The organism is Sideroxydans sp. CL21 (assembly GCF_902459525.1).
Classification (GTDB): domain Bacteria; phylum Pseudomonadota; class Gammaproteobacteria; order Burkholderiales; family Gallionellaceae; genus Sideroxyarcus.
In genome coordinates this window covers 2,751,815-2,765,664 of record NZ_LR699166.1, presented here as the reverse complement: position 1 = coordinate 2,765,664, position 13,850 = coordinate 2,751,815, and the positions used below count along the sequence as shown (strand labels likewise).

Annotated in this window: 11 protein-coding genes; 6 read left to right on the top strand and 5 right to left on the bottom strand. The window is 54.2% G+C overall.

Going from position 1 to position 13,850, the window contains the following annotated elements; genetic code table 11:
* Positions 1–40 precede the first annotated feature (40 nt).
* The 6 genes from QOY30_RS12950 (at position 41) to QOY30_RS12925 (ending at position 9,148) form a co-directional block, all read left to right on the top strand.
* Positions 41–652 (top strand): GNAT family N-acetyltransferase, encoded by a 612-nt coding sequence (locus tag QOY30_RS12950; RefSeq protein WP_283745037.1) that lies wholly within the window; start codon positions 41–43, stop codon positions 650–652.
* Positions 653–747: 95 nt separating this feature from the next.
* Complete coding sequence (locus QOY30_RS12945; RefSeq protein WP_502958691.1) at positions 748–960, top strand: hypothetical protein; 213 nt, start codon at positions 748–750, stop codon at positions 958–960.
* 785 nt (positions 961–1,745) lie between these two features.
* Positions 1,746–3,449, top strand: a complete 1,704-nt coding sequence (locus tag QOY30_RS12940) for a putative bifunctional diguanylate cyclase/phosphodiesterase (RefSeq protein ID WP_283745036.1) — start codon at positions 1,746–1,748, stop codon at positions 3,447–3,449.
* 285 nt (positions 3,450–3,734) lie between these two features.
* Positions 3,735–7,586, top strand: a complete 3,852-nt coding sequence (locus QOY30_RS12935; protein ID WP_283745035.1) for a PAS domain S-box protein — start codon at positions 3,735–3,737, stop codon at positions 7,584–7,586.
* A 139-nt stretch (positions 7,587–7,725) separates the two neighbouring features.
* Positions 7,726–8,031: a hypothetical protein gene (locus tag QOY30_RS12930; RefSeq protein WP_283745034.1), complete on the top strand. Its 306-nt coding sequence runs from the start codon at positions 7,726–7,728 to the stop codon at positions 8,029–8,031.
* Between the two features lie 31 nt (positions 8,032–8,062).
* Positions 8,063–9,148, top strand: coding sequence for a virulence RhuM family protein (locus tag QOY30_RS12925; protein WP_283745033.1), 1,086 nt, complete (start codon positions 8,063–8,065; stop codon positions 9,146–9,148).
* Between the two features lie 252 nt (positions 9,149–9,400).
* Here QOY30_RS12925 and QOY30_RS12920 read toward each other — a convergent pair whose 3' ends face one another.
* From QOY30_RS12920 to nifL, 5 genes are all read right to left on the bottom strand, one after another.
* Entirely contained in the window at positions 9,401–9,625 is a 225-nt protein-coding gene (locus QOY30_RS12920; RefSeq protein ID WP_283745032.1) for a hypothetical protein, read from the bottom strand.
* Positions 9,622–9,930 (bottom strand): DUF6156 family protein, encoded by a 309-nt coding sequence (locus tag QOY30_RS12915; protein ID WP_283745031.1) that lies wholly within the window; start codon positions 9,928–9,930, stop codon positions 9,622–9,624. The genes QOY30_RS12920 and QOY30_RS12915 overlap by 4 nt, the downstream gene beginning before the upstream one ends.
* Before the next feature lie 5 nt (positions 9,931–9,935).
* A complete protein-coding gene (locus tag QOY30_RS12910; RefSeq protein ID WP_283745030.1) occupies positions 9,936–10,154 on the bottom strand; it encodes a Nif11-like leader peptide family natural product precursor in 219 nt (72 codons plus the stop codon).
* Positions 10,155–10,495: 341 nt separating this feature from the next.
* Positions 10,496–12,049 (bottom strand): nif-specific transcriptional activator NifA, encoded by a 1,554-nt coding sequence (gene nifA, locus QOY30_RS12905; protein ID WP_283745029.1) that lies wholly within the window; start codon positions 12,047–12,049, stop codon positions 10,496–10,498.
* A complete protein-coding gene (nifL, locus tag QOY30_RS12900) occupies positions 12,039–13,607 on the bottom strand; it encodes a nitrogen fixation negative regulator NifL (RefSeq protein ID WP_283745028.1) in 1,569 nt (522 codons plus the stop codon). The genes nifA and nifL overlap by 11 nt, the downstream gene beginning before the upstream one ends.
* Positions 13,608–13,850: the final 243 nt, after the last annotated feature.

Here is a 13,850-nt window from a genome sequence, read left to right as displayed (position 1 = left end):
ACTCAAACGTCTCCAATCAGTGAAGAATGTCTGCCGTTTGATGAATAATGATCGAACGGGCAAAATGCGGACGAACGACGATGGTCACGGATGTCATCCGAACAATAATTACCCCCTGAAATCGATAATAGTTAGCGAACTTATGACCATTAACGCACAGCGCAAAGCATTCAGTAATGCCATGGAGAATTTGGCCGGTTGTCAATTATCAAGCTCTTTGACAAATGAACAGGCTCTGGCAGTGGCACAGATGCTTTCAATTTCCGAACCGTGGATGACTTTGAAATTTTCCGCCACTGCCCTGGCGAACTATTTGACCCGTGATGATGCCGCACTGCGGCGATACGCGGTTTCTGTCGATGGCAATCTGGCGGGAATTATTTGCGTGCGCAATCCCTGGCTGCGCGGCCCTTATATCGAATTGTTGGGGTTTTTTCCGGACTACAGGGGCAAAGGCATAGGGAAGCAGGTGTTGGCCTGGGCCGAAGCTGAGGCACGTTGCGAAGCCAAAAACCTGTGGGTTGCGGCCTCATCGTTTAACCATCAAGCCTTGAATTTTTATCAGCGCTTGGGCTTTTGCCCAATTGGCCCGATTCAAGGACTGGTCACCCCTGAATACGACGAAATACTGCTTCGCAAATGTTTAAGCTGATGTCTTGCCGTGCGGATGCTCCCTAGTATTATTTTCCCATCGGGCACGGTCCGACTTTATTATCTGATCTGGTAATTGCTGCAACGGAGAGAACCTTGATGCAAAAATATTTGAGCATTGCCGTTATTTCGATTACTTGTACCCTTTTGTCTGGCTGCACTTCAAAGCAGCTTTATGGTACTGGTCAAGAATATCAACGTAACCAATGCCTGCATATACCTGACAAAACTGAAAGTGACAGATGCTTGAGTAAAATAAACACAAGCTATGACGATTACAAGCAAGCAAAGGATGCGGGCGCCAAATAATCAAGAGCCGCTTGGGGCGTTCTCTAATTATTGATCTTTCCATAATTAATTACACAAAATTTGTGAACTATCGTCATTCCGGCGAAGGCCGGAATCCAGTCCGAAAACAAACTCCCGCAACGCGGGACAAAAGCTAAAAGCATGTTGAATAAACCCGCTGGATTCCGGCCTTCGCCGGAATGACGAGATAACAAGTTTCGTGTGTTGTCACCAATTATGGAAACCTCAATAAGCTCGTAATGCTCATAACACCGATACGTTCCGGCACGTTCTACGTGTTGCCTGCTGTTACTTCGGCTATTTTTGTCATTTTGATTTGCAATGAAACCGCCCATCCCGAATTACTCATCGCAATAAGAAAATTAACGCACACTTAACCGAGACTTAACCACAGCTTAACGATCCTGTTACTAGAATGACCCGATTAAAATCGTGGTGACTATCCGCTTTAAGAGACTTGATGGAATCCTTACCCCCGGTCACTACCATCCGCATATCGTTATCGACCCACCCGATTAAAAAATGTGGACCCTACAGAAGGCTGCAGCATTACAAAAACTTACCTTGGTATTGCCTTCGCCAGAGAATTAAACCAAATCGAGTTGTCATGTCCGGTTATTGCCAATGCGGCCATCCGCATTCGGGGATATCCATGACCGTTGAGATGGATGATCGGGCGTCTGCGTTTGTGAAGAAATATGGGTACATCGTGACCCGATAACAATCGTTCAAATGAGCGTTAAAAATTCGCAAACTGGCGATCGATATGGCAATGGAGAAGAGCTTTGAATAATTGGTGGAGATCACTCGGGATTGGCACCAAGCTGAGCATCCTGATTCAGGGGATGTTGGTCGTCGTATTGTTTCTTGCCCATTTCTGGGTGATGAATCTTGTTAACGAAGGCGTACTGAATGAAGCCGAGAGGCGGGCAGAGATTGCTGCCGATGGCGTCATCAACGGCATGAACATGCTGATGGTCACAGGCATGATTTCCAACCCCGAGAATCGCCGCCTTTTCATAAAAAAAATGGGCGCATCGGAAAATATAAGCGAGTTGCGCATCATTCGCTCCAAGCAAGTGCAGGACCAATTTGGCCCCGGCCTGCCGGAAGAGCAAGTCAAGGACGATATGGATCGTCTGGCGATCGGGTTAAAAAAGCCGCAGTTCAAGTTAAACGAAGATCGAGGCATATTTACGGTGCGTGCAGTGGTGCCCTTTATCGTAAATGCCGATTATCGTGGTACCAATTGTCTGACCTGCCATAAAGTAGAAGCGGGCTCCGTCAACGGGGCTGCAAGCTTGACCATAGATTTGACAAACGAATTCAGCGATATCAAGCACACCAAGAATTTGCTGATACTGGGACATATTCTGCTTCAAATTGTGTTGTTCTTTTCAATCAATTGGCTGATTCGCAGGTTTTTGCGGCCATTGGTTAAACTTCAATCCACAATGGAATTAATGGAACGCCGGGGCAGCATGGAGCAATTTGTTCCGGTCGAATTGGAGCCTGGAAGCCAGGACGAGATTGGAAAACTCGGTATGGCTTTCAACAAAATGGCGGAAGCATTATCGGATGCTGAGAAATCGAAGAAGCTGTCTGCCGCAATATACCAAACGTACGCCGATGCAATCGTCGTGACTGATGAGAAAAATCTCATCGTGGATGTTAATCCGGCTTTTACTCGCATCACCGGTTTTACCCTGAGCGACGTGATCGGCAGGAACCCCAGAATTATGCAATCGGGAAAGCATGATCTGGAATTCTACCGGAACATGTGGCAGGCGATTCTGAATGAAGGATATTGGCAAGGGGAAATCTGGGATAAACACAAAAACGGAGAAATTTGCGCAAAGCTGGCCCGCGTCACTGCCATTCGCCGTTCCGATGGCAGCGTGTACCGCCATATAGCCCAATTCACTGACGTGACCGAGAAAAAGCAAAAGGACGAACAGTTCTTTTGGCAGGCCAATTATGACCTGTTAACCGGTTTGCCCAATCGCCGCCTGTTAAATGACCGGCTTGAGCATGCTCTCGCCGCCCACAAAAGCAGCGAAGATTGTGGCGCGCTAATGTACCTCGATCTGGACAAGCTCAAAGCAATTAACGAAAGCATGGGGCCGGGCTATGGCGATATGCTCCTAATCGAAGTGGCTCACCGGATCAGTTCATGTGTACGAAAAGTGGATACCGTGGCACGCATCGGAAGCGATGAATTCGTGGTGCTGGTGGAAGATATCGATTTTTCGGGCACGAAAGATGCCGCCAAAATTGCTGCAGATATTGCCGAGAATATTCGCGCAAGCCTCTCCGCACCTTATCAACTTAAGGATAAAACGCATCAGGGTTCTTGCAGCATCGGCGTAAGTCTCATTTGCGGCAACAATGCATCGGCAGATGAACTGATTAAGCAGGCCGAAATGGCGATGCATCTGGCCAAGGAATCCGGACGTAACGCAGTACGTTTTTTTGAACCGAAAAAGTAGAATTCAGTTGAAATCCTTGCCGAGTTTGAATCGGGCTCCCTCCCGCTGAATGTCTCCTGGTAATGGTTGGATAGCCTCGCACATGCGACTTATCCATTGAATCGCGATAGCTTTGCCATCATTCAGTGGCAACAGTTGATTGTAAGTCCCATATCCCAAGCCTTCCCATCAGAATTCTGGAAATCAATAAGATAGCTAATATGCCGAATAAGCGTATAAGCATGTGACGTATTACACCTTTGGCCGTGCGATCAGCCAGACATCCGCACTTTAACCGAGGTATCCATGTCCAAGTCAACCGCTCCCCCCATTACCCTCAATCCCGACGGCGCGACGGAGAGCATCACCGAGCTAAAGCGCCAGAAGACCCTGCTCAAAACCGGCGCTTTGCAGAACGCGATACTCAACAGCGCCAACTTTTCGAGGATCGCCACCGACGAGAAGGGAGTGATTCAGATATTCAATGTCGGTGCAGAACACATGCTGGGTTACCTGGCTGCCGATGTCCTGAACAAAATCACCCCGGCCGATATTTCCGATCCTCATGAAGTCATCTTGCGCGCCCAGGCTTTGAGCGCCGAACTCGGGGTACAGATCACACCGGGTTTCGAGGCATTGGTATTCAAGGCATCGCGGGGCATCGAAGATATCTACGAGCTAACCTATATCCGCAAAGACGGCAGCCGTTTCCCGGCCGTCGTGTCGGTCACCGCGCTGCGCGATGCCAACGATGGAATCATCGGCTACCTGTTGATCGGCACCGACAATAGCGCACGCAAGCAGGTCGAAGCGGAGCGCCTGCATTTGCTCGAAATTCAGGAAGAGACGAATAAACAACTGCAGTTGACCAACACTACCTTGCAGGTCAGCGAGGAAAGACTTGCTGTTACGCTCAACTCCATCGGCGATGCGGTGATCGCCACCGATGCGGAAGGGCGAGTGACACTGATGAATCCCCTTGCCGCGCAGCTCACCGGTTGGACGCAGACAGAGGCAAACGGGCGCCCGGTGGGCGAAATTTTTTACATCATCAACCAGGGAACCCGTCAACCTGCCGCGATCCCGATAATGGAAACCCTGGCTCATGGCACGATACAGGGCCTGGCCAACCACACCTTGCTGATCGCGCGCGGTGGCAACGAGTGCGCTATCGCAGACAGTTGCGCACCTATTCGCGACCGGGATGGCCGGGTAATCGGCGCAGTGCTGGTGTTCCGCGATGTCACCGGGGAATATGAAGTGCAGCAAACCCTGGAAGCGCAACAGGTCGAACTGGAACTGCAGAACGAGGAGCTTCGCACCTCGCAAGAGGCACTGCACATCTCGCAGGAGCGCTATGTCGACCTGTATGATTTTGCACCCGTGAGCTATTGCACCGTCAGCGAGCAGGGGCAGATTCTGGAGGCCAACCTCACTACCTCCACCCTGCTTGGCCTGCCACGGAGCGAGCTGGTCAAGCAGTCGATCTCCCGTTTTATCTTCAAGGAAGACGCAGATATTTATTACCTGCTGCACAAAAAGCTCAGCAAGACCGGTGAGCCGCAGAAATGCGAGCTGCGGATGGTGAACAACGGCGCGCAAATCTGGGTGCAACTGTCCGCCACTGCCTCGCAGGACAAAGGGGTACCTGTGCTGCGTATCGTGATGAATAACATCAACGAACGAAAACAGGCCGAAGAAGAATTGTTCAAGGCGGGGGCTTTGCAGCGCGCGATTTTCGACAGCGCCAATTTTTCGAGCATCGCCACCGATGCGAAGGGCGTGATACAGATCTTCAACGTCGGTGCAGAACGCATGCTGGGCTATGCGGCTGCCGACGTAATGAACAAGATCACTCCGGCCGATATTTCCGATCCGAAGGAAGTGATCGTGCGGGCCAAGACGCTAAGCGAAGAACTCGGAACCCCGATTGCGCCGGGCTTCGAGGCCCTCGTATTCAAGGCCTCGCGCGGCATCGAAGATATTTACGAGTTGACCTATATCCGCAAGGACGCCAGCCGCTTCCCGGCGGTCGTATCGGTCACCGCGCTACGCGATGATGAAAACTCCATCATAGGCTACCTGCTGATTGGCACCGACAACACCGCACGCAAACAGGCGGAAGAGGCGCTGCTCAAGGCGGGTGCTTTGCAGAAAGCGATTTTCGACAGCGCCAATTTTTCGAGCATCGCCACCGATGCGAAGGGTGTGATCCAGATTTTTAACGTCGGCGCGGAACGCATGCTGGGATATGCGGCGATCGAGGTGATGAACAAGATCACCCCGGCAGACATTTCCGATCCGAAAGAAGTGATCGCGCGTGCCAAGACACTCAGCGCAGAACTCGGAACCCAGATTGCACCGGGTTTCGAGGCGCTGGTGTTCAAGGCCTCGCGCGGCATCGAAGACATTTACGAATTGACCTATATCCGCAAAGACGGCAGCCGCTTCCCGGCTGTTGTATCGGTCACCGCGCTGCGCGACGATGAAAATTCCATCATCGGCTACCTGCTGATCGGTACCGACAATACCGCGCGCAAGCAGATCGAAGAAGAGCAGAAGAAGCTCGATCAGCGTCTGCGCGACCAGCAGTTCTATACACGCTCGCTGATCGAATCCAATATTGACGCGATCATTACCACCGATCCGCACGGCATCATTTCCGACGTCAACAAGCAGATGGAGGCGCTTACCGGTTGCACGCGCGACGAGTTGATCGGCGCGCCGTTCAAGAACTACTTTACCGATCCGGAACGAGCCGAGGCGGCCATCAAGCAGGTACTGAACGAAAAGAAGGTCACCAACTACGAACTCACCGCGAGCGCCAGGGACGGCAAGGAAACGGTGGTGTCCTACAATGCGACCACCTTCTACGACCGTGACAGGAGGCTGCAGGGCGTGTTCGCCGCCGCGCGCGACGTTACCGAACGCAAACGCCTGGATCGGGAACTGGAAAATGCCAAATCTGTCGCGGAAAAAGCCAACCTCGCCAAATCCGATTTTCTTTCCAGCATGAGCCATGAACTGCGCACGCCGCTTAATGCCATGCTCGGCTTCGCCCAGCTGCTGGAGAGCAGCTCGCCGCCGCCAACCTCCGCCCAGCTGGTCAGGTTGCAGCAAATTATCAAAGCGGGATGGTATCTGCTTGAGTTGATCAATGAAATCCTCGATCTCGCCCTGATCGAATCCGGCAAGCTATCGCTGTCGCGGGAACCGGTGTCGCTAATCGATATCATCCTCGAATGCAAAGCCATGATCGAGCCGCAGGCGCAGCAGCGCAATATCCAATTGACCTTTCCCCGGTTCGATGTGCCTTACTTTGTCCGTGCCGATCAGACACGGTTGAAGCAGATCATCATCAACCTGCTTTCCAATGCGATCAAATATAACCGCGAATGGGGAACGGTCGTGGTGGAGTGCGCCGAAAGTACCCCGGAACGCATACGCATCGGCATCAAGGACAGCGGTATCGGATTGCCTCCCGAAAAAATGGAGCAGTTGTTTCAGCCGTTCAATCGTCTTGGGCAAGAACACGGTGTCGAGGAAGGAACGGGCATCGGCCTGGTGGTCACCAAACAGCTGGTCGAGCTGATGGGAGGGACGATTGGCGTGGAAAGCACCCTTGGAGTCGGCAGCGAATTCTGGATCGAACTGGTCCGCGATGCCGTGCCGCAATCCGCAGCCGAAAATACACCAGCCGCGGAGTTTGCCTTTAAAAACACACATCCCGCGGAACTTGCACCGAAGGTTCCTGAATCTGCGGCACAGCACACCCTGCTCTATGTGGAAGATAATCCGGCCAATCTTATGCTGGTCGAGCAAATCATTGAGAACCATCCACATGTAAGCATGTTGAGCGCGCGCGATGGCAATCTCGGTATAGCGCTTGCTCGTGCCCGTCTGCCGGATGTGATCCTGATGGATATCAACCTGCCCGGCATCAACGGCTTCGAAGCCCTGAAAATCCTGCGTTCAGACCCGATCACGATGCATATTCCCATCATTGCCCTGAGTGCCAATGCAATGCCCAGCGATATTGATAAGGGACTGGAGGCCGGATTCTTTCGTTACCTCACAAAGCCCATCAAGATCCATGAGTTTATGAATGCACTGGATGACGCACTGGAATTTGCAGACAATGGGGTGCCGTCAGAGTAAATAAACCAAAAGGACGGATCTCAGATTATGTAGCTGATAGGTATGGATCCAGTATGTTTCATCCTGGCGATTCGCTCAAACCCGTTAAATCGAAAGAATCCTCCGGTAGAATGCCCACTTCAATCTTGATGGTTACCCCTTGGTCGCATGGTTCAACAGTCAGAAAACGAAGCTAAACACCCTCAACAAATTGCTCAACCTCGAAACACGTTGGACTCGCGAGTTCAAGGCAGAGCATTGGAAGAAGCAAAAGGAAGCAGTGGATCGCAAAAAGCGCGGGCGCGGCCCTCATAATCTCGCCGAACTTCAGGCGTGGCTGACAGACTATCGGGACGGCTTGGTTGAGAGTGAACCCAATTACGAAGTGCACAAAGCCCTGGCCACCGCCATGCTTGAGCCAACTCGACTTGCGGCCTGGCAAGGTTTACTTGGATTAGCGCCGTGATTGCGAGTGCATTTACTAAAGGGGTAACTCAATGACCAACAAAGATAAGCCTTTGGAAATGCAAGGCATCGAAGGCACTGAAGCACCGTTCCTTCTTTACGCTGGCGATGACGAGAAAGTCCATGTCCGCGTGCTCATCCATGCCGAAACCCTGTGGCTGCCCCAGCGCCTCATGGCTGAGCTGTTCCAGACCATTCCGGACAACATCGGCCTGCACCTCAGGAACATCTACGCCGAGGGCGAATTGGTGGAAAAGGCAACTGCCGAGGATTTCTCGGTAGTTCAAAACGAAGGCGGGCGAGCCGTCCGGCGCACCCTTAAGCACTACAGCCTCGATGCTATCATTGCTGTTGGTTACCGCGTCAGCTCCAGGCGCGCCACCCAATTCCGCATCTGGGCCACTCAGATTCTGAAGGAATATATCCGCAAGGGCTTTGTGCTGGACGACGAACGCCTGAAGCAAGGCAAGCAGGTGTTCGGCGAGGACTACTTCCTGGAGTTGCTGGAGCGGGTCCGTTCGATCCGTGCCAGCGAGCGTCGCATCTACCAGCAGATTACAGACATCTTTGCCGAATGCAGTGTGGACTACGATCCCCAGTCCGACGTTACGCAGACCTTCTACGCCATGGTGCAGAACAAATTTCACTATGCCATCACGGGCCAAACTGCCGCCGAGATCATCCACAGTAAAACAGACCACACCGCGCTGCATGCCGGCCTGCTCACCTGGAAAAATGCTCCGCACGGTCGCGTTCTGGCCTCGGATGTCACCATCGCCAAGAATTATCTCTCCGAACCGGAGATCAAGCGGCTGGAGCGCACCATTTCCAGTTTCTTCGACTACATCGAAAACATCATCGAAAACCGCGTGCAGATGAGCATGGCCGACATGGCGGCCAGCGTGGACAAATTCCTGAGTTTCAATGAGTACGAGGTGCTGACCCACAAAGGCAACATCAGCAAGACGCAGGCCGACCAGAAGGCGCTGGCCGAATATGCGGAATTCAACCGGACTCAGAAAATCGAGTCGGACTTTGATCGGGTGCTGAAGGCGACGAAAGCGCTCGGGTTGGTCGATGTGCAACCAGGGAGCAAACAACCTCGGAAAAAGAAATAACTACGGCATTGCTCGGGTGAAGTTGCTTGAGTTCTTGATGTCGAGTTTGCATATACGGAAACTCCTTACGCCATTTTGACTCATGCTTTGGCTGGCAGCGAAGTTGGCCAGTCAGCAATTCCGAACAACGGACAACGCCGGTCAGATGAATCCGGACGACTACGATTTAATTCAATTCAGCTCAGCAGATCATTCAGCCTGAATCTCAGCGTCTTTCAGAATCGGCGTTGGATCCCATGTATCGCAGCAAAATCACTTTGCTTCGCGCCGATGCCTGACTTTCTTCTCCACCTTGTCCGCGACATACGCGGCAAACTCGCCGACATTGTCGTAATCCTGTTTACATGCAAATTCCGCCAGCGCGTCGATCAGGTTTCTGGTCTGCTCTATCTCGGCGAAACTGCGGCCGCAGGTCAGGCATTGTTTGCCATCGTCGCGGCACGCGGTCTTGCCTTTGCAGGGATTGAAAGCGCTCAAGCGGGGTTGCCTTCTGCGTCGAAGATCAGCAGCGTCGTCTCACCGTCGATGTCGGTGATTTCGGCCGCGCTCAGCTTGCCGTTCTCGTGGTAAGAGTAGCGGTGCACGAGTTCGATCTCGCCGTAAGCGAGTTTGTCGAATCCGGTGAGTCTGTCCTGCGCGTCGAAATAGCCGCGAAAGAACGTGTTGCGGTTTTCCACTTCGCTGGTTTGTAATTCATTGACCAGTTTGAACGGTAATCTGATTCCGGTATAGGTGACAAAGAACCGGGACGTTCCCCGGTTCTCTTTGCTCGTGATACTCATTCCGCTCAGGCCCGCAACAGCGCTTTGGCAAGCCGCTCGGAAAGCTGGTCGGCGGTGAATTGCGGTTCGTTGGGAGGATACATCTCGTCTTCGATGAAGTTGAAGCCATGCTCCTGTGCCAGCGCGAGCAGTTCGCGCACTTTCTGGCAGGCGATGAGTTTTGTTTTCAATTCCGGTTCGGATTTAGCCTTGTCGGAGAAGCCTTTGATGTCTTTGATTGCCATGTGTGTCCCGATTATTTTGGAGTAAATGAAACAACGGGAAGCATTTGTCCCGTCATTGTCGGTTGGATTGTTGTTTTTTCAACCTTATGCATCAGGCAGCAAATTGCATGCCTGCCTGATGCCGGGCGGGTTTTCACAGTATTCAGGATGGATTGGTTTCATTTAATAGACGTTCGCCCTGAGCCTGTCGAAGGGCGTTCACACTTCGACATAACCAGCGACTTGCCCGCTTGCGGGCTTAGTCGAATGGCTATAACCGATGACTTGGCAGCTTGCTGCCTTAGTCAGATGGCTAGTTGATTCACCAGTAGTTCCATCAGGCTCAGTACGAACGGATCGTTTTAAATCTGCCGCACCTTGATGTTCAGCGTCTGGATGCGGTACGCAATCTGGCGCGGTGTCATGTCGAGCAGGCGCGCGGCCTTGGCTTGCACCCAGCCGGCCTGTTCCAGCGCGGCGATGACTTTTTCGCGTTCGTCGAGATTGGGGTCGTCGAGATCGAGATCCTGGATTGCGCCGCGGCTTGCCGATATTTTTTCGTCGATGCCGGTGAGCAGGATGGCATCGCGGTCTATCGTGTTGCCTTCGGTCATCACCGAAGCGCGTTCCAGACAGTTTTCCAGTTCGCGCACATTGCCGGGCCAGTCATGGTGCATGAGTATGCGCAGTGCGGCATCGGTCAAGTTGAGCTGTCTGCCCTGTTGCGTACTGACCTTCTCCACCAGGAATCGTGCGATCTCGGGGATGTCTTCCATGCGGTCGCGCAACGGCGGCAAGTACAGCGGCATGACGTTAAGGCGGTAATACAAGTCTTCACGGAAGCGGCCTTTTTCCACTTCCGCTTCCAGGTCGCGGTGCGTGGCGGCAACCACGCGCACATCCACTTTGATGGTTTTTGTGCCGCCGACGCGTTCCAGTTCGCCTTCCTGCAGCACGCGCAGCAGCTTGGCCTGGAAAGAGGCGGAGATCTCGCCAATCTCGTCGAGGAACACTGTGCCGCCTTCAGCTTGCTCGAAGCGCCCCTTGCGTTGCGCCACGGCTCCTGTGAACGCCCCTTTCTCGTGGCCGAACAATTCGGATTCCAGCAAGGTCTCCGGCAAGGCTGCGCAGTTGAGCTTGACGAAGCTTCCGCGCGCGCGCGGCGAGTTGTAATGGATGGCGTTGGCGATCAACTCCTTGCCGGTACCGGTCTCGCCGCGTATCAGCACCGTGGTGTTCCACTTCGCCACCAGCCGCACTTGCTCGAAGATGCGGCGCATCGGCTGGGTGTGGCCGATGATGTTGTCGAAGCCGTACTGGCCGCGCACGGTGCGGCGCAGCACATCCCGTTCTTCGACGATCTCCTTTTTTTCCTGCGCCACTTCCTGCGACAGGCGCACGCTCTGGCCGATCAGATTGCCGACCATTTCCAGAAAGTGCTGGTATTCGCCGAGTTGTCTGTTGATGCTGGGCGCGGGCTGAGCCGCCAGCACGCCGATCACTTTCTGGCCGACGCGGATGGGTACGCCGACGAAAGCGCCTCGCGGATCATAGATGCCCATGCGGCTCAGGAAGCGCGGCTCATCCATGATAGATTCGACCACGATACTGCTGCCGGTCTTCAGGATGGTGCCGACTACGCCTTCGCCGGGCTGATAACTGACTTCCTCGGTGACGGCGTCCGAAACGCCATATACCAGCGACACCTGCAGTTCGCCGCTGGCCGCGTCGATAAGACTGACCATGCCGCGTTCCAGTGCCACACCCTCGTGCAACGCATGCAGCACGCCGTCGAGCGTTTCCTTGAGGTTGAGCGAACGCGACAATACCTTGCTTACCTGGTACAGCGTGTCCAGTTCGGAACGCAGCAGGTCGACTTCGTGTCCGGCCCTTCTTTCAATACGATCATTGGGCATGATTCATTCCCGTCGCGAAAGGCAGTTGCACGCGCACGCGGCAACCGGCGTGATATTCCGGATCGATATCGATGGTGCCGCCGTGACGGCTCACGACTTCCTGGGCCATGGCCAGGCCGAGACCAAGATGCTGTTTTGCGGCCCCCTTGGTGGTGAAGAACGGCTGGAATACCTTGAAGCGCAAGTCATCGGCGATACCCGGTCCGCTATCTTCGACGAACACTTCGACATGATCGGGGCGGGATGTGCAGGAAAGACGCAACTCACGCTGCCCGCCGCGCCGCTCGTTGACCGCTTCGATGGCATTCGCAACGAGTTGCTTGAACAGGTTGGTCAGTTGCGCCGGATTCCCGGACACCACCGACGATTCGGTCGAGGGCGCCCATTCCACCACGATGCCCGCACCGAGCAGGCTGGCTGTGGTGAGTTTGAGCACATCGGCCAGCACTTCGTTCAGATTGACCGGCTGCATGGCCTCCTTGCCCTGATCCGGGATGCAGGCGCGCAACGTCTCCAGCACCTCGCGGCTTTTCTGGATCGCTTCTTCAATTGCACCGGCGGCAGGCAGGTCGCTGCCGGTTTCGCGCCGTCTTCCCATCATGTTGGCGGCGGCACTCAGCATGTTGAGCGGACCTTCCAGCTGGTACACCGCGCCTGCCAGCGTTTCGCGCAAACCCTGTATGCGTTCCTGTTCCGACAACAGAGCGCGCAGGCTGTTGATGCGCAGCGCTTCCTGCTGGCGCTTGAGTTCGCTGATGTCCTGGATGGTGAGCAGCAGGTAGTGGCGGCGCTGCGGGTCGTAGAAAGCATCCGCACCGACATCGTGTTCCTCGAACCACGATATCGCGCAGGAGAACCAGCGTGCCGGGCGGTTGGGATTTTCGATGAAGACCTCGCGCGCGGCGATGTTGCGATGCTTGTCATATGCTTTGGTGAATACCTCGCCCATTTGGGCGCGCAGCGCGGCAAGCAGCCTCACCGCAGGTTCCTTGCCGAGGTCGCCGATCAGCTTCTTGTATTCCTGATTGTCCAGCAGCACGCGCTCCTGTTCGTCGAGCAGCACGATGGCAACCTGTGCCGCATCCACCACCGATTCGATCAGCGTCTTCTGGTTCTGCACCTGGCGTTCCAGCCGGTGCACTTCGGTGACGTCGCGGTGCATGCCGAGGTAATGCGTGGTGAGGCCTTCTTCTCCCACCACCGGGGTGATGGTGACGTCCGCCAGGTAGCGGTTGCCGTCCTTGCGCTTGTTGACCAGCAGGCCGTTCCACGGACGCTGCCTTTGTATCTGCGCCCACAAGGATTCATAGACCAGCTTGGGGGTGACGTGGTACGACAAAATGGATTCGTTGTGCCCGATGACTTCTTGCTGTCCGTAGCCCGTGATGCGCTGGAAAGCGGCGTTCGCATACAGGATGTTGGCGCGCGCATCGGTGATGGAGATCGCCAGCGCGGCTTGCTCCACCGCCTGCCGGAAAAGATGCGTTGGCACGTTGCTGCCGCGCTCTTCTGCGGATGCCTGCGGTTTAGGTTCGTGCGGTACGGGTGGCTTGGCCATGATGTTCCCAATTCATGCGTATGAGACATGTTCAGCAATATCTGTGCCGTTGATTTTCCGTTCCGGCTCAATGCGGTCAATGGCAGGCAGGTTGTCGTGTTTGCTACATCGGCGCACGGCCCGACCCGACAACGACAAAGGTTTTCCGCACTGGTCTGGTGCGTTCCGGCAGCAAACGCCTGATTTTGTGCGGCTCCCTTTCTGCCGTCCGTTCTGGCACGCCGCTTGCACTAAGGAGCACAG